Origin of the sequence: Rathayibacter sp. Leaf299, assembly GCF_001423055.1 — a bacterium.
Taxonomy (GTDB): domain Bacteria; phylum Actinomycetota; class Actinomycetes; order Actinomycetales; family Microbacteriaceae; genus Rathayibacter; species Rathayibacter caricis.
Window position 1 is genome coordinate 23,137 of record NZ_LMNT01000005.1, and the last position, 17,970, is coordinate 41,106.

The window sequence follows — 17,970 nt, forward strand, 5'->3', positions numbered from 1 at the left end:
TCATGTCGTCCACTCTCACCGCACCCCCTGTCGAGCCGACTCCGGCTCCGCGAGCGGGGCGGGCCGCCTTCGGGCCGCGCCAGCTCGTCGCCGCGCTGCCGGGCGCCGTCCGGAAGCTCGATCCGCGCCTGATGCGGCACAACCCGGTGATGTTCCTCGTCGAGATCGGCGCGGTGCTGCTGACGGTGCTGGCGATCGCCGAGCCGTTCCTCGGCGGGCCGGAGCCGTCGGGCGGCTCGACCGTGCCGGTCACGTTCACGGCGGGCATCGCGCTGTGGCTCTGGCTGACCGTGGTCTTCGCGAACCTCGCGGAGTCGGTGGCCGAGGGGCGAGGCAAGGCGCAGGCCGAGAGTCTGCGCAGGACCCGCACCAGCACTCCGGCCCGCCGCGTCATCGACTACGACCCGGCGGATCCGTCGGCCGCGGGGGCCGAGCTGCGCGAGGTGCCGTCGTCGAAGCTGCAGCTCGGCGACGTGGTCGTGGCCGAGGCCGGCGACCTCGTCCCCGGCGACGGCGACATCGTCTGGGGCATCGCCTCCCTGGACGAATCCGCGATCACGGGGGAGTCGGCTCCGGTCGTCCGCGAGAGCGGGGGAGATCGCAGCGCGGTCACCGGAGGCACCCGGGTGCTCTCGGACCGCATCGTCGTGCGCATCACCTCGAAGCCCGGCGAGACCTTCGTCGACCGCATGATCGGGCTGGTCGAGGGCGCGTCGCGGCAGAAGACGCCGAACGAGATCGCGCTCGACATCCTGCTCGCGAGCCTGTCGATCGTGTTCGTGGTCGTCGTGCTGACCCTGAACCCGATCGCGTCGTACGCGGCGGCCCCGGTCAGCGTGCCGGTGCTCGTGGCGCTGCTGGTCTGCCTCATCCCGACCACCATCGGAGCGCTGCTCTCGGCGATCGGCATCGCCGGCATGGACCGGCTCGTGCAGCGCAACGTGCTCGCGATGTCGGGCCGCGCGGTCGAAGCCGCGGGCGACGTGACGACGCTGCTGCTCGACAAGACCGGCACGATCACCTACGGCAACCGGCGCGCCACCGAGTTCCTGCCGGTGGCGGGAGTGGCGCAGGCCGCGCTCGCGGACGCCGCGGCGTCGTCCTCGCTCAGCGATCCGACCCCCGAGGGGCGGTCGATCGTGGACCTGGCGATCGCGTCCGGTCGCACGGTCGCGGATCCCGGACCCGCGGTGGTCGTGCCGTTCACGGCGCAGACCCGGATGAGCGGACTCGACCTGCCCGACGGCACGGAGATCCGCAAGGGCGCCGCCTCGGCGGTCCGCGCCTGGGTGGAGCAGGAGGGTCCGCTCGCCGCGCCCCTGTCCGCACAGCTCGCGCAGACGGTCGACGCGGTCTCGGGCAGCGGAGGCACTCCGCTCGTCGTCGCGGTGAAGGACGGCGCCGGTGCCCGCGTGCTGGGTGTCGTGCACCTGAAGGACGTCGTGAAGGACGGCCTCGCCGAGCGCTTCGCGGAGCTCCGCGAGATGGGCATCCGCACCGTGATGATCACGGGCGACAACCCGCTGACGGCCCGCGCGATCGCGGCGGAGGCGGGGGTCGACGACTTCCTCGCCGAGGCGACTCCCGAGGACAAGCTCGCGCTCATCCGGCGCGAGCAGGAGGGCGGCCACCTCGTCGCGATGACCGGGGACGGCACGAACGACGCGCCGGCCCTCGCGCAGGCCGACGTGGGCGTGGCGATGAACACCGGCACGTCGGCGGCGAAGGAGGCCGGCAACATGGTCGACCTCGACTCCGACCCGACGAAGCTCATCGACATCGTGCGGATCGGGAAGCAGCTGCTGATCACCCGCGGGGCGCTGACCACGTTCTCGATCGCGAACGACGTCGCGAAGTACTTCGCGATCATCCCGGCGATGTTCGCCGGCGTCTTCCCGGGGCTCGCGGTGCTCAATGTGATGCAGCTGCACTCGCCCGCCTCGGCGATCCTCTCGGCGATCGTGTTCAACGCCCTGGTGATCGTGGCGCTCATCCCGCTGGCGCTGCGCGGGGTGGCCTACCGGCCGCTCTCGGCGTCGAAGGTGCTCAGCCGCAACCTGCTCGTCTACGGGCTCGGCGGAGTCGTCGCTCCGTTCGTCGGCATCAAGCTCGTCGACCTCGTGGTCGCGACGATCCCCGGGTTCTGACCGACCCGTCCGCGGGACGTCACCGGCGCATGCCTCTTCGGGCATGTCCTGGAGTGACGTCCCGCGGGAACCCACCCACTGCTCCCGGAAGAAGAGAGACCATGACGCTCCGCACCTACTCCGTCGCCCTGCGCGCGATGATCGCGATGACCGCGGTCCTCGGGCTCGCCTATCCGCTCGTCGTCCTCGGCGTCGGGCAGCTCGCCCTGCCCGCCCAGGCGAACGGCTCGCTCGTGTCCGCCGACGGGCGGGTCGTCGGCTCGTCGCTGATCGGCCAGTCCTACACCGACGCCGACGGCGCCCCGCTGCCGGAGTGGTTCCAGTCGCGGCCGTCCGCGGCCGGCTACGACGCGGGTGCCTCCAGCGGCAGCAACCTCGGCCCCGAGAACGCCGAGCTCGTCGCCTCGATCCAGGAGCGGCGCGCCGCGATCGCCGCGCTCGAGGGCGTCGACCCGGCCGACGTGCCCGCCGACGCGCTGACCGCCTCCGCCTCGGGCCTGGACCCCGACATCAGCCCGGAGTACGCCCTGCTGCAGGCGGACCGCGTCGCCCGGGCCCGCGGACTCGCTGTGGAGGACGTCCGCGCGCTCGTCGAGAGCTCGGTGCAGCCGCGGGGGCTCGGGTACCTCGGCGAGGAGACCGTGAACGTGCTCGAGCTGAACCTCGCACTGGACCGGCTGTGACGGCCCTGCTCCGACCCCCGGCTCGTAGAATCGCGAGCGGCCCGCCTCCCGCGCGCCGGTCCTGCGAGCCGAGGGTGAGGCCAGGAGCATGACGAAGGGCCGCCTGCGCGTGCTGCTGGGTGCGGCGCCCGGCGTGGGCAAGACCTACACGATGCTCGAGGAGGGCCGCCGGCTCGCCGACGAGGGCCGCGACGTATTGGTCGCCGTGGTCGAGACGCACGGCCGCTCGGCCACCGCCTCCGTTCTCGAGGGCCTCGAGGTCGTGCCGCGCCGCCGCGTCGAGCACCGCGGAGTCGCGCTCGAGGAGATGGACCTGGACGCGGTCCTCGCCCGCCGCCCCGACATCGCCCTGGTCGACGAGCTCGCGCACACCAACGCCCCCGGGTCGCGGCACGACAAGCGCTGGCAGGACGTGCGGACGCTGCTCGACGCCGGCATCACCGTCTTCTCGACGGTCAACATCCAGCACATCGAATCGCTCAACGACGTGGTGCACGCGATCACCGGGGCGCCGCAGCGCGAGACGATCCCGGATGCGGTGCTGCGCGCCGCCGACCAGATCGAGGTCGTCGACCTCGCCCCGCAGGCGCTGCGCGACCGCCTCGCCGACGGCCGCGTCTACCCGCCCGAGCGCATCGACGCGGCGCTCTCGAACTACTTCCGCCTCGGCAACCTCACCGCGCTGCGCGAGCTCGCCCTGCTCTGGCTGGCCGACGAGGTCGACAGCGCGCTCCGCGACTACCGCGTCGAGCAGGGCATCGACAGCACGTGGGAGGCGCGCGAGCGCGTCGTCGTGACGCTCACCGGAGGGCCGGAGGGCGAGACCCTGCTGCGGCGCGGGGCGCGGATCGCGGCGCGCTCCTCCGGAGGCGACCTGCTGGCGGTGCACATCGTGTCGCCCGACGGGCTGCGGTCGCCGCGCCCGGACCTGCTCGAGGCGCAGCGCGCGCTGGTCGAATCGCTCGGCGGCAGCTACCACCAGGTCGTCGGCGAGGACGTGCCGCGCGCGCTGGTCGAGTTCGCCCGCTCGGTCAACGCGACCCAGCTCGTGCTGGGCGTCAGCCGCCGCAGCCGGCTCGCCGCGGCCCTGACCCCGGGGATCGGCGCCACCGTCATCCGCGAGTCCGGCAACATCGACGTCCACATCGTCAGCCACTCGGCGGCGGGGCGGAGCGCGCTGCTGCCCCGGCGCGCGGGGGCGCTGACCCTGCGGCGCCGGCTGGCGGGCATGGGCCTCGCCCTCGTCGGCGGGCCGCTGCTCACCTGGCTGCTGTCGATGCTCCGGAACGACGAGTCGATCACGAGCGACGTGCTCTCGTACCAGCTGCTCGTGGTGCTCGTGGCGCTGATCGGAGGGATCTGGCCGGCACTGTTCGCGGCCGTGCTCTCGGGACTCACCCTCGACTTCTTCTTCGTCGATCCGCTCTACACGATCACGGTCGACGAGCCGCTGCACGCGCTCGCCCTCGCGCTCTACGTGGTGAACGCGGTGCTCGTCAGCTCGGTGGTCGACCGGGCGGCGCGGCGCTCGCGGGCGGCGGAGCGGTCGGGGGCCGAGTCCGAGCTGCTCGCGACGATCGCGGGCGGGGTGATCCGCGGGCAGGGCGCCGTGCAGGCGATCCTCGAGCGCGCGCGGGAGGCGTTCGGGCTCACCGGTGTGCGGCTCGTGCGCGACGGAGTCGTCGTGGCCGTCGACGGGGAGCCGCAGGAGGATCCGGTGACGGTGCCGGTCGGGCCCGCCGCCGTGCTCGAGCTGCACGGCCGCGAGCTGGAGGCGGGCGAGCGGCGGCTGCTGCAGGTGATCGCGGCGCAGCTCGACTCCGTCCTCGAGAACGCGGCGCTGACCGAGACGGCGAGCGAGCTCGCTCCGCTGGCCGAGACCGACCGGGTGCGCAGCGCCCTGCTGTCGGCGGTCAGCCACGACCTGCGTCGCCCGCTCGCCGCCGCGACCGCCGCTGTCAGCGGGCTGCGCTCGCCCGACATCGCGTGGAGCGATCGCGACCGGCAGGAGCTGCTCGCCACGGCCGACGAGAGCCTGACCGTGCTGGCCGCGCTCGTGACCGACCTGCTCGACGTCACGCGGCTCGAGGCGGGGGCGCTCGCCGTGGCGCTCGCTCCGCTGGACGCGGCCGACGTGGTGCTGCCGGCGCTGGACGAGCTCGGACTCGGACCCGGCGAGGTCGACCTCGACCTCGACCTCGACGGGCCGTCGATGCTCGCCGACGCGGGGCTGCTGCAGCGGGTCGTCGTGAACCTCCTGGCCAACGCCGCGCGCTACGCGCCTCCCGGCACCCGGGTGCGGATCGCGACGAGCGCGTTCGGCGGCTCGGGGCAGATCCGCATCGTCGACCACGGACCGGGCGTCGCGCCCGAGCGCCGGGAGCAGATCTTCGTGCCGTTCCAGCGCCTGGGCGACGACGACAACCTGACGGGGCTCGGCCTGGGACTCGCCCTGTCGAAGGGGTTCACCGAGGGCATGGGCGGCACACTCGAGACCGAGGACACGCCGGGAGGCGGACTGACCATGGTGGTGACGCTGCCGCTGGCGCCGACCGCGACCGAGGGGGACGAGTGAAGATCCTGATCGCCGACGACGACCCGCAGATCCTGCGGGCCCTGCGCATCACGCTCACGGCGCGCGGCTACGAGGTCGTGACCGCGGGCGACGGCACGGAGGCGGTCAACCGCGCCGTGGACGAGCATCCGGACCTCTACATGCTCGACCTGGGCATGCCGCGGCTCGACGGCGTCGAGGTGATCCACGCGCTGCGCGGCTGGACGAGCGCGCCGATCCTCGTGGTGTCGGGGCGGACGGGCGCGGCCGACAAGGTCGACGCGCTCGACGCCGGAGCCGACGATTATGTGACGAAGCCGTTCTCGATGGACGAGGTGCTCGCGCGCATCCGGGCCCTGTCGCGGCGCGTGCAGCCGGCCGACGGCGAGCCGCTCGTGGTCATCGGCGAAGTGACGATCGACCTGGTCGCGAAGAGCGCGACGCGGGCGGGGGCCTCGGTGCGGCTCACCCCGACGGAGTGGCAGGTGCTCGAGATCCTGGTGCGGAACGCGGGCAGGCTGGTCACGCGCCGCTCGCTGCTCGACGAGATCTGGGGTCCGACCCACGTCACCGACACCGGCTACCTGCGCCTCTACCTGGCGCAGCTGCGCAAGAAGCTCGAGCCCGATCCGTCGCACCCGCGGTACCTGCTGACGGAGGCCGGGATGGGCTACCGGTTCGTGCCGGGGGCGTGAGGGTTCCCCCGGCGCGGGCGGAGGAGAATGGAGGGACCCCAGCGAAGGAGACCACCGTGGATCAGCCGCGCATGAACGTCGAGTCGTTCAACCTCGACCACCGCACCGTCGCCGCGCCGTACGTGCGCCTCGCCGACGCCAAGACCCTGCCGGGCGGCAGCCGCCTCGTGAAGTACGACGTGCGCTTCACCCAGCCCAACCGCGCCCACCTCGAGATGCCGACCGTGCACTCGCTCGAGCACCTGTTCGCCGAGAAGTCGCGCAACCACTCCGACCGCGTGGTCGACTTCTCGCCGATGGGCTGCCAGACCGGCTTCTACCTGATCCTCGCGGGCGAGCCCGAGCTGCCCGAGGTGCTCTCGCTCGTCGAGGACACCCTCCGCGACATCACCGAGGCCGACGAGGTGCCCGCCGCCAACGAGACGCAGTGCGGCTGGGGCGCGAACCACTCGCTCGAGGGCGCGCAGGAGGCGGCGCGCACGTTCCTCGCGCAGCGCGACGAGTGGGAGACGGTGACCGCGTGAGCGACGCGATCGTCCTGGTGGCGATGGACGAGGAGGCGGAGCCGTTCCTCGCGAAGGCCGAGCGCGCCTCCGAGCCGCGGACGGTCGGCAACTCGCTGCAGTGGGATCTCTCGATCGACGGCGGATCGGTGCTGCTGGTGCGCACCGGCGTGGGCCTCGTGAACGCGGCCGGCGGGCTGACGGCGGCGATCCTCCGGGACCCGTCGCCGCTGGTCGTCAGCGCCGGGTCGGCGGGCGGTCTCGGGGCGGATGTGCGCGTCGGCGACGTGGTCGTCGGCGACGAGTACGTGCAGACGGACGCCGACGCGCGGGCCTTCGGCTACGCGCTCGGACAGGTGCCCGGGATGCCGGCGCGCTACTCCGGGCACGCCCCCGCTCTGACGGCCGAGCTGGTCGCGGAGGTGCCGAACGGCGCGGTCCCGGTGCGCCGCGGGCTGATCGTGTCGGGCGACGTGTTCGTCTCGGGCGACCACGTCGAGCGGGTGCTCGGGGCGTTCCCGGCGGCGCTGGCGACCGACATGGAGTCGGTGTCGCTCGCGCAGACGGCGCACGTGCACGGAGTGCCGTTCGTGTCGGTCCGCGGGATCTCGGACCTGTGCGCGCCGGGGCAGTTCGAGGCGCACGTGGACGACGCGGCGGATCGCTCGGCGGTCGTCGTGCTGGCGCTGCTCCGGGTGTTGCGCGCGAGCTGATCGGGCGCCGCTCGCGAGACGGCACGTTCCGGGGTCTGCGCGAGTTGCAGGCCCCGATTCGCGCCCACTCGCGCTCGCCGTCCGGGCCCAGTGGACACGGAACGGGGCCCGCGCCGTGCGCAGGGCCCCGTTCGCGTCGAGTCGTCGGAGCGGCTACTCGTCGCCGATGCGCTGGTCGGCCGCCTTCTCGGCGCCGTCGATCTGCCCGTCGAACTTGCCGCCCGAGGCCTTGCCCGCGGCGTCGCCCGCCTTGTCGAGGCCCTGATCGGTCAGCTTCTCGCCCTTGTCGCTGTTCGCGAAGTCCTTGGCCTTGTCGCCGAGTCCACCGAGGTCCATGGTCGTTCCTTCCGTCGAAGAGCGCCCACCGGTCGGCGGGGCCGGTGCCAGTCTGCGCTCGCTCGGGAGGCGTGCCCCAGGGGTTGCCCCGGCCCCGCCTCCGGGTGCACCCTCAGCGCCGAGGGCGCAGCGCGCGCGGAGCCGCTGCGACCGCCGCGGCGACGACGACCGCCACCGCCAGCATCGCCGGGCGCACGCCCAGCGGCACCGCCAGAGCGCCGATCGCGGGCGGCCCCGCGATGTTCGCGACCGAGGACAGCGACGTGACCGCCGCGACGCGCGAGGGCCCGTCGATCGGATCCGCCGCGGCCGCCGCGATGCCGATCGGCACCGCCAGAGCCGATCCGGCTCCCCAGAGCGCGAGCCCCGCCAGCGCCGCCGGGAACCCCGGAGCGAGCACGAACAGCGCGATGCCGGCGACCGCCGCCGCGCACGACAGCGTCAGCACCCGCACCCGCCCGAGCCGGTCGATCAGCGGCCCGCCGGTCAGCCGCAGCACGGTCTGCGCGACCAGGAACACGGTGATGCCGAGGGACGCGTCGGCCTCGGTCACTCCGAACGCGTCGACCACGGCGACCGCCGACCAGTTGGTGGCCGTCCCCTCCGACAGCGCTGCCGCGAACACGATCAGCCCGAGCAGCAGCACCTGCGGATGCGTCCAGACGCCGAGGCCGAACCGGCGGCTGCCGCGCGGCACGACCGGCACGGGCCCGCTCTGCACCAGCGCCGCGGCGCGAGCGGCCAGGGCGGAGCGGCGCTCGTGTGCGAGCGAGGCGGCGAGCGGAGCGACGTGGCGGCCGATGCTCCACCGCACGACGACCGCCGCCACGGCCAGGGCGAGGAACTGCGCGGCGGGCGACACTCCGGCGGCCGAGGACGCCCCTCCGAGCAGCGCGCCCAGCGCGGATCCGATCGAGTAGCCCGCGTGGAATTGCGGCAGGATCGTGCGCCCCACCCGGCGCTCGCTGCCCGCGGCGAGGATCGACTGCGGCACGTTGGTCAGCGCGAACGCCACTCCGTGCACCGCGTTGCCGACGAGCAGCAGCGGCACCTGCCCGAGCAGCAGCGCGACGGCGAGCAGGAGGTACGCGGCGGCGAAGACGAGCGTGGCCAGGCGGTAGGTGGGCAGCGCGCCGAGGCGGGCGACGAGGCGTCCGGCGACGGGGACCGTCAGCAGGGTGCCGATCGCGCCGGCGGTGAGCAGGACGCCGAGCCCCGCCGCATCGAGGTCGACCGCCGCACGGATGCCCGGCAGCCGCGCGGTCCAGCTCGCGAGCGCGAACCCGTTGAACGCGTAGGCCAGGGCGACTCCGCGGCGGCCGGGTTCGAGGAGCCCGGCCCCTCTCACGGGGCGGGGTGGTGGCGCTCGTCGGGGGCGGCGCCGGCGAGCACGAGCGCTCCGTCGACGGGAGGCGCGTCGAGCACCTCGAGCCGCACGCCGGGAGCGACCTCGGCCAGGGCGAGCCGCAGCTCGTGCTGCAGGCGCGGCTGGTTCGTGATCACTCCGCCGGCCGCCACCACGCAGTCGCCGAGAGCGCCTCGGGCCAGGAGCGACGCGACGTTCCCCGCGAGCCGGCGGGCCGCCTCCGTGATCACGTGCACGGCCACGGCCGAGCCGCGGTCGGCATGGGCGAAGACGAGCGGAGCGTGCCCGCCCCACTCCGTCAGCCCCGCGCGCTCGGTCACGGCGAGGGCGAGCTCGGTCAGATCCGGGACCCCGTAGGCGCTCTGCAGCGCCGCGACGAGGGAGTCGTCGCCGAGCTCGTCGCGGTCGGCGCGCACCAGCGCCTCGCGCACGCTCTCGCGGAGCAGGGCGGGCGCGCTGCCGAAGTCGCTGAGCAGCCAGCCGTAGCCGTCCGCGGTGATCGTCGCTCCCGTCGCGGTGCGCCCGACGACCACGGCGCCGGTGCCGACGATCATCTGCAGGCACTCGCCGACCCGGGCCGCGTGGCCCAGCAGCTCGGCGTCGTTGACGACGCGGACCGGCGCGGCGAGCAGCCGCTCGAGCGTGCGCGCGGCGAGGGCGACCTGCGCGGGGGTGTCGCAGCCGTGCATCCCGGCGGCGAGGGTCGTGCGCTCGTCGAGGCGCACGAGCGAGCGGATCAGGTCGGCCAGGCGGGCCAGATTGCCCGAGTCCGAGAAGAGGGCTCCCGTGCGCCAGCTCGACGAGGGGACGACGTGGTCGAGGCGGGCGCCGTCGTCGCCGACCGCGGCGACGTGGGTCTTGGTGCCGCCCACGTCGATCCCGATGCGCAGGGCGAGCGGGGTCGCCGTGCGGACGGCGGCCAGGGGGAGTTCATCGAGCAAGGTAGGTGGAACCTCTCACGTGTCGGGCGATCAGCTCGCCCACGCCGACGAGGGCGGCGTCGGGGCCGAGCGACCCCGCCAGGAGCCTCGGGGGGAACGGGATGCGGCCGACCAGCCGCTTCGAGATCTGCTCGATCGCGAACTCGGGGGCGCGGGTGAGGTGCCCGGCGAGCACGATCACCTCGGGGTCGAGGATCGTCGCGAGGGCGCCGCACGAGAACGCGAGCAGGTCGAAGAGCTCGTCGGCGGCCGCCGAGACGGCCGGGTCGCCGGCCGCGGCGGAGTCGATCAGCCGCGCTACGGCGGCGGGTCCGGAGTCGCTGCGCTCGCCGATCGCGGCGATGCGGGTCTCGAGGTCGCCCTGCTCGGTGAAGTAGCGGCGCAGGGCGGAGGAGTCGGCGAAGAGGAAGCCGATCTCGCCTGCTCCCGAGCGGGCCCCGTGGTAGATCGCGCCGTCGTTCACGACTCCGGCGCCGACTCCGACGCCCAGCACGTACGAGGCCGCGCTCTGCGTGCCGACCGCGGCACCCTGCGACCACTCGCCGTACGCGATGGCGTTGGCGTCGTTCTCGACGAGGGTCGGGATGCCCGTGCGGGTCTCGATGATCGCTCCGAGCGGGATCTCGCGCCAGCCGAGCTCGACCGTGTTCATCACGCGGCCCTCGTGCACGATGCCGGGCACCGAGACCCCGATGCCCGTGCAGAGGCGGCCCTGCTGCGCCGCGGCCGCCACGAGCGCCTCGACCAGCGCGAGGGTGCCCTCGAGGCGCACGGTCGCGGCGGAGGAGGCGGGGCCCGTCTCGAACTCGATCCGCTCCTCCGCGACGCTCGCGCCGTCGAAGTCGACGAGCCGGCCCCGGACCGCGGTCTCGGACACCTCGATCGCCGCGACGGCGCGGGAGGACCCGGCGTAGCGCAGGAGGTAGGAGGGGCGGCCGCCGGAGGAGCGCTCGAGGCCGTCGACCGCGATCAGGTTCTCGGAGAGCAGGGCGGCCGAGAGGCGCTCGACGGTGGCCGAGCTCAGCCCGGTGCGCTGCACGATCTGCTTGCGCGAGAGGGGTCCGTGCTGGAGCAGCGCGTCGAGGATCGCCGTGCGGTTGATCTCGGTGACCACGCGGGTGGTCGCGATGCGGGGCTGGGGCGTCGTCATCGTCGCCTCTCCTCTCGTCGCATCAGCGGAGCTCCGGCTCGGAGTTCTCCATCAGTGCGAGATATAACCACAGCATCGCACGGCTCGGCAATCCCGCCTAAGCCTCAAGCGCGGAGAAGGCGGGGCGGTCGTTTCCGGCGTGTTACGGCGTATTTCCGGGCCGTATCAATACCGCGCGGCACACGTTTTCGCGTTGACTCGTTCTTTATCGCACTGATAAGAAAGTCCCCACCGAGTCGCACCTGGGCTCGTCCCTCCGCTCGTGCCCTCTTCTTCCCCTTCACCGAAAGGCGACCTTCGTGAAAGCTCGCTCCGCGATCGCAGTCGGCCTCGCCGCCGCCACGCTCACCGCTCTGGTGGGCTGTGCCGGAACCGGCGGTTCCAGCACCCCCGACAAGCTCCAGTTCATCCTCTCGGGCGACGCCTCCCAGGGCGGCGGCTACCAGGCCATGGCCGACAAGTACGAGGAGGAGACGGGGATCGAGGTCGAGATCGTCGACATCCCCTACGACGACCTCGTGACCAAGCTGCGCAACGGCGCCCAGGCGGGCGACCTGCCGGCCCTCGCCCGCGCCTCCGCTCTCGACCCGATCTGGAGCAGCGAGCTGCTCGACCTCTCGAGCGTCGCCGAGAAGACCGACATCGTGCCCGAGCTGCTCGTGCAGGACGCGAACGACGACGACAAGGTGAAGGCGCTGCCGAGCGACCTGACCGCCGTCGGCATGTACCTCAACACCAGCCTCTTCGAGCAGGCCGGCGTCCCGCTGCCCGGCCCGGACGAGGTCTGGACCTGGGACCAGTACGTGGCCACCATCAAGGACGTGCAGGCCAAGGCCGGCGCGAAGTACGGCATGGTGATGGACTCGTCCGCGCACCGCCTCCGCTCCTTCCTCTACGAGTTCGGCTCGAAGGGCGTCGAGCGCCAGGAGGACGGCTCGTTCGAGATGAACGAGGCCTCGCGCACGGGCCTCGAGTACTTCAAGTCGCTCAACGACGACTCGTTCATGCCGCGCTCGGTCTGGCTCTCGGGCGACGACCCCAGCGCGCTGTTCAAGAGCGGCCAGGTCGTGGCGTACTACTCGGGCGTCTGGCAGATCACCGACTTCTCGCAGAACATCACCGCCTTCGACTGGGCGTCGGTGCGCACCCCCGCGCAGCCGGTCCAGGCGACCAACCTCGGCACCAACTGGATCGTCGCCTTCGACGGCACCGGGGTCGAGGAGCAGACGCAGGACTTCATCGACTGGATGTACCAGCCCGAGAACTACGCGGAGCTGTCGGCGATCTCGGGCTTCCTGCCCGCGACCACCGGCCTCGAGGTCGCGTACCCCGAGAACGCCGAGGCGTTCGACGTCTACAACCAGGAGATCGCGGCGTCCGACCCGATCGCGGCCGTGCAGAGCGCGAGCGCGCTCGAGGACGGCTACAACGACAAGATCCTCGTGAACGAGCCCCTGAAGTCCGAGGTCGTCCGCTACCTCGCCGACGAGCAGGACCTCGACACCACGATCGAGAACATCATCTCGGTCACCGAGGACCAGATCGGCGACTGACGATCGACGGCGGGCGGGGCTGCGGCCCCGCTCGCCCCGATCGTCCGCCGGAAGGAGACGAGAGCGTTGACCAGTCCCATCCTCGACCGCGAGGTCCCCGCGGTCGCCACGGCCGTTCCGTCGGCCGCCGCGACTCCGCCCCGCCCGCGGCGCACGCAGGCGAGCTACCGGCTCGCCCCGGTGCTCTTCACCGCCGTCGTCGTCGTGCTCTTCGCGCTCTTCTTCCTCTGGCCCGGAGCGCTGGGGGTCTTCTACTCCTTCACGGACTACCGCGGAGTCGGCTCGCCCGATCTCATCGGCATCGGCAACTACCAGGAGCTGCTCGCCGACCCCGACTTCTGGGCGTCGCTGGGCCGCACGGCCCTCTACACGCTGCTCTCGGTGCCGCTGGGCTACGTGCTCTCGCTCGGCCTCGCGAGCCTGCTCGTCAACGCGAACGCCCGCGGCTCCGTGCCGGCGAAGATCATCTTCTTCATCCCGTGGCTCGTCTCTCCGATCGTCACCGGCGTGATCTGGCGCTGGATGTTCGGCGAGAACTTCGGATTCATCAACTTCGTCATCGAGGCGGCCGGCGGCTCCGCGGTGCCGTGGTCCTCGAACGGCGACCTCTCGCTGGCGGTCGTCGTCTTCGCCTCCGCGTGGGGAGGAGCGGCCTTCAACATGCTGCTCTTCATCGCCGCGATCAAGAACGTGCCGAGCAGCTACTACGAGGCCGCCGCGCTCGACGGGGCGAACCCGTGGCAGCGCTTCGTGCACATCACCCTGCCGGGCATCGCGCCCACGAGCTTCCTCGTGATCCTGCTCTCCACCATCAACTCGATGAAGGAGTTCGCGATGATCCAGGCGCTCAACGAGGGCGGACCGGGCACCCAGAACCGCCTGATCGTGCAGTACATCTACGAGACGGGGTTCGAGCGGGCCGAGGTCGGCTACGCCAGCGCCGCCTCCATGGTGCTGATGGTCCTCCTGCTCGCGATCGCCCTCGTGCAGCTCGGCTTCGAACGACGGAAGAAGGACGCCTCATGAGCATCGGCCTGGCGACTCCCGAGACCACCGCGCTCGTGCTGAAGGGAGTGCGGAAGCGGCGCCGCTCCGGCGGATTCGCGCGCAGCGTCCTCCCCACGTCGATCCTGTGGCTGCTCGCCGCGATCTTCCTCTTCCCCGTGCTGTGGCTGCTGCTCTCGTCCTTCAAGCCCGGCGGCGAGCTCTTCACCTACCCGCTGTCCTTCCTCCCCGAGCAGTGGACGCTCGACGGCTACGTCCGCGCCTGGGAGCGCGTCGACTTCGCGCGCTACTTCGGCAACACGCTGATCGTCGCCGTGGTGACGACCGTGCTGACCGTGCTCTTCAGCGCCATGACGGGCTACGCGCTCGCGAAGTACCGGGCGAAGTGGCTCTCGCTGCTGTTCGTCGCGATCCTGGCCACGACGATGCTGCCGACCGAGGTGATCCTGAACCCCACCTTCACGGTCATCCGCGACCTGGGGCTCTACAACTCGCTGCCGGGCATCATCATCCCGTCGGTGATCACGGCGACGGGCATCTTCATGTTCCGCCAGTTCTTCCTGACCGTGCCCGACGAGCTGATCGACGCGGCGCGGATGGACGGCGCGAACGAGTTCTCGATCTTCTTCCGGATCATGCTGCCGATCGCCCGGCCGATCGTGCTGACCCTCGCGATCTTCTCGTTCCAGTGGCGCTGGAACGACTACATCTGGCCGCTGCTCGTGCTCAACGACCCGTCGAAGTACACGCTGCAGGTGGCGCTGCGGAGCCTGGTCGGCGCCGAGAACATCGAGTGGACCGTGCTGCTGCCCGCCTCGGTGATCTCGATGATCCCGCTGGTGCTGATCTTCTTCGTGTTCCAGAAGTACGTGATCGGCGCCGACGTCAACGCCGGCCTGAAGGACTGAGCATGGAGTACCTGCGGCTGCTGGCCGAGGCGACCGCCGGGCTCGTCGCCGGCGTCGAGGCGCGCGACCCCGCGACGCTCTCGCACCGTCCGTCGATGCGCGGGGTGAAGACCCTGGTCGCGGCGTTCGCGGCCCCGGAGTCGCCCCGGCACCGCGACGCGTCCGTCCTGTCGGCCGCGGGTCCACTCCTCGACCGCCTCGAGCGGATGCAGCGCCCCGACGGCCTGTTCGACAGCGAGAACCTCGCGTCGCCCCCGGACACCTGCTTCACGGTGAACGACGCCGCGCTCGTGCTCGACGTGATCGCCGCGCACCCCGATCCGCTCCTCGAGGGCGTCGCCGAGCGGATCCGCGCGCTGCTGCTGCGCACCGTCGAGGCGCTGCTCGTGGGTGGCGTGCACACGCCGAACCACCGCTGGGAGCTGACCGCTGGCCTGCTGCGGTTGCACGCGCTGACCGGCGACCCGCGGCTGCGCGAGCGGGCCGACGAGTGGCTCGCGGAGGGGATCGACCTGCAGGCCGACGGCCTCTACTCCGAGCGCAGCCCCAACTACGCCGCCTACGTCTCGAACCCGTCGCTGCTCGTGATCGCCGAGGCGACGGGGGAGGAGCGCTACCGCGACGCCGTGCGCCGGAACCTCGCGGTCACCCTCGACCTCCTCGAGGACGACCTGCAGGTCGAGACGGTGCAGTCGCGCCGCCAGGACCAGACCGAGCGCTTCGACGGCCGTAGCTTCCTCTCGCAGTTCCGCGAGTTCGCGGTGGCCGACGGCGACGGGCGCTTCGCGGCGGTCGTGCGCGCGATCCTCGACCGGGGGGTCACCGAGCCCGAGATCCACCTCGCGGAGGCGCTCGCCCGGCCGCACCTCGCCGGCGCGCTGTCGGAGTCGGTGCCGTGGTCCTCCTCCGGGACCGCGGTCTTCACGGAATCGGGCCTGGTGCGCGTGCGCGCCGGAGCCGTGAGCGCGAGCGTCTTCGGGGGGAGCGACGTGCCGCGGCACCGCCGCATCGCCTCCGGGCTCGCGAACTCGGCGGTGCTCGTGCGCGCCCGCCGCGGCGCCCTGGTCGTCGAGGCGGTCCGGGTGTCGCCGCACTTCTTCGGCCTCGGCCCGTTCCGACCGGAGACGATCGTCGCGGGGCCGCGGATCGCCCTGTCCTCGCGGGTCGAGGTCGGCTACCACCAGCCGCTGCCCGCGTCGGCGCGGCGCCCCGACGGCGACTACGAGCTGGGCAGCGAGGGCCGCTTCTTCGGCTCGATGAGCTTCCCCGCGCGCGCGACCTCCACTGTCGCGCTCGAGACGCGCGCCGAGGTGTCCGTCGACGAGCACGGGGTCGAGCTGGCCCTCGACTTCGCGGGCACCGACACCTCGTGGGTCGGCGAGATCGTGCTGCGGCCGGGAGGCGTGCTGAGCGGAGTCGAGGAGTCGGCCGACGGCGCGTTCCTCATCCCCGCGGGCGGCTCTGCCCGCTACCGCGTCGGCGCCGAGACCCTCGAGATCGGCCCGGGCACCGGCTCCGCCCCCGACCGACCGCCGGTCTTCGACCCGGGCGAGCTCGTCGACTACGTCGGCGGCCGCGACCGGATCGAGGGACTGCGACTGCTCGTGACGGGGCGCACCTCCGCTCCCGCCGTCCTCCGGCTGAGGTTCTCGTGAGCACCGTCCGCGCCTACATCCACGAGCAGCCGGCCGCGCTGCGGCGTGCGCTCGCGCCGCTGGAGCCGGCGGTGCTGGACTCGGTGCAGGCCCTGGCACCCGAGCGCGTGCTGCTCGTCGGCTCCGGCACCTCGTCCTTCGCCGCGCGGGTGATCCGCGGGCGCGCGGCCCGGCTGCTCCGCGTTCCGGTCGAGGTGGCGCTGCCCACCGACGTGCTGCACTACCTGCCCGACGCGATCGACGAGCGGACCCTGGTGGTCGCCGTGTCGCAGTCCGGCCGCAGCACCGCGACGCTCCGCAGTCTCGCCCTCGCCCGCGACCGGGGCGCCCGCACGGTCCTCGTCACCGGGGAGCCCGTGCGCCCGGGCCTCGCCGACGTCGTGGTCGATCTGCGCTGCGGCGCCGAGGAGGTCGGCGCGAAGACCAAGGGCTTCACCGCCACGATCGCGACCCTCGCCGCGGTGCTCGGGGGAGCGGAGGACCTCGCCGGGATCCCCGACCGGGTCTCCGCGGCCCTCGACTCCGAGGCACGCGTGACCGCGTGGGCCCGCTCGCTCGATCCCTCCGTCTCGATGTCGATCACCGGCTCCGGCCCGAACCTCGCCACGGCGCAGGAGGCGGCGCTGAAGATCCTCGAGACCGCGCGGATCCCCGTCGAGGCCGTCGAGACGGAGGAGTTCCTGCACGGTCCGCACCGGCGCCTCGGCCCCGGCCTCGCGCTGGTCGTCCTCGCCCTCGACGGACCCCTGCTGCCCCGCGCGCTCGCGCTCGTCGACTACGCGGCGCCGCTCGTCGCCGGGCTGCTCGTCGTGACGGACACGGATGTTCCCCTGCCCGAGGGCGTCACCGCGGTGCGCCTCGCACCGGGGCTGCCGGAGGAGCTCACTCCGCTCCCCGCGATCGTGCCGCTGCAGCTGCTCGCCGTCGCACTCACCGAGCACCTCGGCCTCTCGCCGGAGGACGCGGTGCTCCCCGACTTCCACACCCGACTCGCCAGCAAGGAGACCGCATGAACATCGTCGTCGGAGCAGACCCGGAGGAGGTCGGCGAGCTCGCCGCCGGCCTCGTCGCCTCGGTGATCGCGGCGGACCCGGCCGCGGTGCTCGGCGTCGCGACCGGATCCACTCCCCAGCCGCTCTACCGCGCGCTCGCCCGCCTGCGCCTCGACCTCTCACGGGCCTCGGCCTTCGCCCTCGACGAGTACGTCGGCGTGCCCGCCGGCCACCCCGAGAGCTACCGGTCGGTGCTCGAGCGCGAGGTCGTCGCTCCGCTCGGCCTGGACCCCGCCCGCCTGCACGTGCCTGACGGAGCGGCGGCCGACCCGCACGCGGCGGCCCGCGCGCACGAGGAGGCGCTCGCCGCGGTCGGGGGCGCCGCCGTGCAGATCCTGGGCATCGGGAGCAACGGGCACATCGGCTTCAACGAGCCGGGATCGCCGCGCGACTCGCGCACCCGCGTCGTGGCGCTGGCGGAGCGCACCCGGCTCGACAACCGCCGCTTCTTCGGCGGCGACCTCGACGCCGTGCCCACGCACGCGATCAGCCAGGGCGTCGCGACGATCCTCTCGGCCCGCGAGCTGCTGCTCGTCGCGACCGGGGCGGGCAAGGCCGAGGCCGTCGCGGCCGCCCTGCAGGGCCCGATCGACGAGCGGATGCCGGCGTCGTTCGTGCGCGAGCACCCGCGCGTCACCGTGCTGCTCGATCGGGCGGCTGGAGCCGGCCTCGGCCACGACCTGCTCATCGCGGGGGCCCGCCGTTAGGC

Annotated in this window: 16 protein-coding genes; 12 read left to right on the plus strand and 4 right to left on the minus strand. The window is 73.0% G+C overall.

What is annotated here, in order from left to right; genetic code table 11:
• Window positions 1–2: 2 nt before the first annotated feature.
• The 6 genes from kdpB to mtnN all read left to right on the plus strand — a co-directional run bounded on the left by kdpB (window position 3) and on the right by mtnN (window position 7,295).
• Window positions 3–2,147 carry a potassium-transporting ATPase subunit KdpB gene (gene kdpB / locus ASF48_RS16110; protein ID WP_055794003.1) on the plus strand — a complete coding sequence of 715 codons (2,145 nt, stop codon included), beginning with the start codon at window positions 3–5 and terminating at the stop codon, window positions 2,145–2,147.
• A gap of 101 nt (window positions 2,148–2,248) precedes the next feature.
• Complete coding sequence (gene kdpC, locus ASF48_RS16115; protein ID WP_055794004.1) at window positions 2,249–2,830, plus strand: potassium-transporting ATPase subunit KdpC; 582 nt, start codon at window positions 2,249–2,251, stop codon at window positions 2,828–2,830.
• Window positions 2,831–2,918: 88 nt separating this feature from the next.
• Entirely contained in the window at window positions 2,919–5,405 is a 2,487-nt protein-coding gene (locus ASF48_RS16120; RefSeq protein ID WP_055794005.1) for a DUF4118 domain-containing protein, read from the plus strand.
• Window positions 5,402–6,079: a response regulator gene (locus ASF48_RS16125; protein ID WP_055794006.1), complete on the plus strand. Its 678-nt coding sequence runs from the start codon at window positions 5,402–5,404 to the stop codon at window positions 6,077–6,079. Before ASF48_RS16120 ends, ASF48_RS16125 begins: the two co-directional genes overlap by 4 nt.
• A 71-nt stretch (window positions 6,080–6,150) precedes the next feature.
• Window positions 6,151–6,603: an S-ribosylhomocysteine lyase gene (locus ASF48_RS16130; RefSeq protein ID WP_055794314.1), complete on the plus strand. Its 453-nt coding sequence runs from the start codon at window positions 6,151–6,153 to the stop codon at window positions 6,601–6,603.
• A complete protein-coding gene (mtnN, locus tag ASF48_RS16135) occupies window positions 6,600–7,295 on the plus strand; it encodes a 5'-methylthioadenosine/S-adenosylhomocysteine nucleosidase (RefSeq protein ID WP_235577273.1) in 696 nt (231 codons plus the stop codon). Before ASF48_RS16130 ends, mtnN begins: the two co-directional genes overlap by 4 nt.
• A gap of 153 nt (window positions 7,296–7,448) precedes the next feature.
• Here the strand turns inward: mtnN and ASF48_RS16140 are convergent, their stop codons facing one another.
• From ASF48_RS16140 to ASF48_RS16155, 4 genes are all read right to left on the minus strand, one after another.
• Window positions 7,449–7,631: an antitoxin gene (locus ASF48_RS16140; protein ID WP_055794007.1), complete on the minus strand. Its 183-nt coding sequence runs from the start codon at window positions 7,629–7,631 to the stop codon at window positions 7,449–7,451.
• A 112-nt stretch (window positions 7,632–7,743) separates the two neighbouring features.
• Window positions 7,744–8,979, minus strand: a complete 1,236-nt coding sequence (locus ASF48_RS16145) for an MFS transporter (protein ID WP_055794008.1) — start codon at window positions 8,977–8,979, stop codon at window positions 7,744–7,746.
• Window positions 8,976–9,938, minus strand: coding sequence for a hypothetical protein (locus tag ASF48_RS16150; RefSeq protein ID WP_055794009.1), 963 nt, complete (start codon window positions 9,936–9,938; stop codon window positions 8,976–8,978). The genes ASF48_RS16145 and ASF48_RS16150 overlap by 4 nt, the downstream gene beginning before the upstream one ends.
• Window positions 9,928–11,088, minus strand: coding sequence for an ROK family transcriptional regulator (locus ASF48_RS16155; protein WP_055794010.1), 1,161 nt, complete (start codon window positions 11,086–11,088; stop codon window positions 9,928–9,930). Before ASF48_RS16155 ends, ASF48_RS16150 begins: the two co-directional genes overlap by 11 nt.
• 299 nt (window positions 11,089–11,387) lie before the next feature.
• Between ASF48_RS16155 and ASF48_RS16160 the strand changes: the two genes are divergently transcribed.
• The 6 genes from ASF48_RS16160 to ASF48_RS16185 all read left to right on the plus strand — a co-directional run bounded on the left by ASF48_RS16160 (window position 11,388) and on the right by ASF48_RS16185 (window position 17,968).
• Window positions 11,388–12,641: an ABC transporter substrate-binding protein gene (locus ASF48_RS16160; RefSeq protein WP_055794011.1), complete on the plus strand. Its 1,254-nt coding sequence runs from the start codon at window positions 11,388–11,390 to the stop codon at window positions 12,639–12,641.
• A 66-nt stretch (window positions 12,642–12,707) separates the two neighbouring features.
• Window positions 12,708–13,667, plus strand: a complete 960-nt coding sequence (locus ASF48_RS16165) for a carbohydrate ABC transporter permease (protein WP_235577274.1) — start codon at window positions 12,708–12,710, stop codon at window positions 13,665–13,667.
• The gene (locus ASF48_RS16170) at window positions 13,664–14,554 is read left to right on the plus strand and encodes a carbohydrate ABC transporter permease (protein ID WP_055794012.1); all 891 of its coding nucleotides are present in this window, start codon (window positions 13,664–13,666) and stop codon (window positions 14,552–14,554) included. Before ASF48_RS16165 ends, ASF48_RS16170 begins: the two co-directional genes overlap by 4 nt.
• Before the next feature lie 2 nt (window positions 14,555–14,556).
• The gene (locus ASF48_RS19690; RefSeq protein WP_055794013.1) at window positions 14,557–16,209 is read left to right on the plus strand and encodes a hypothetical protein; all 1,653 of its coding nucleotides are present in this window, start codon (window positions 14,557–14,559) and stop codon (window positions 16,207–16,209) included.
• Entirely contained in the window at window positions 16,206–17,222 is a 1,017-nt protein-coding gene (locus ASF48_RS19695; RefSeq protein WP_055794014.1) for an SIS domain-containing protein, read from the plus strand. Before ASF48_RS19690 ends, ASF48_RS19695 begins: the two co-directional genes overlap by 4 nt.
• Window positions 17,219–17,968, plus strand: a complete 750-nt coding sequence (locus ASF48_RS16185) for a glucosamine-6-phosphate deaminase (protein ID WP_055794015.1) — start codon at window positions 17,219–17,221, stop codon at window positions 17,966–17,968. Before ASF48_RS19695 ends, ASF48_RS16185 begins: the two co-directional genes overlap by 4 nt.
• Window positions 17,969–17,970: the final 2 nt, after the last annotated feature.

Coding starts and splice junctions, on each gene's coding strand:
- kdpC (WP_055794004.1), top strand. CDS start 2,249: ATGACGCTCCGCACCTACTCCGTCGCCCTGCGCGCGATGATCGCGATG.
- ASF48_RS16155 (WP_055794010.1), bottom strand. CDS start 11,088: ATGACGACGCCCCAGCCCCGCATCGCGACCACCCGCGTGGTCACCGAG.
- ASF48_RS19690 (WP_055794013.1), top strand. CDS start 14,557: ATGGAGTACCTGCGGCTGCTGGCCGAGGCGACCGCCGGGCTCGTCGCC.
- kdpB (WP_055794003.1), top strand. CDS start 3: ATGTCGTCCACTCTCACCGCACCCCCTGTCGAGCCGACTCCGGCTCCG.
- ASF48_RS16130 (WP_055794314.1), top strand. CDS start 6,151: ATGAACGTCGAGTCGTTCAACCTCGACCACCGCACCGTCGCCGCGCCG.
- ASF48_RS16170 (WP_055794012.1), top strand. CDS start 13,664: ATGAGCATCGGCCTGGCGACTCCCGAGACCACCGCGCTCGTGCTGAAG.
- ASF48_RS16140 (WP_055794007.1), bottom strand. CDS start 7,631: ATGGACCTCGGTGGACTCGGCGACAAGGCCAAGGACTTCGCGAACAGC.
- ASF48_RS16120 (WP_055794005.1), top strand. CDS start 2,919: ATGACGAAGGGCCGCCTGCGCGTGCTGCTGGGTGCGGCGCCCGGCGTG.
- ASF48_RS16185 (WP_055794015.1), top strand. CDS start 17,219: ATGAACATCGTCGTCGGAGCAGACCCGGAGGAGGTCGGCGAGCTCGCC.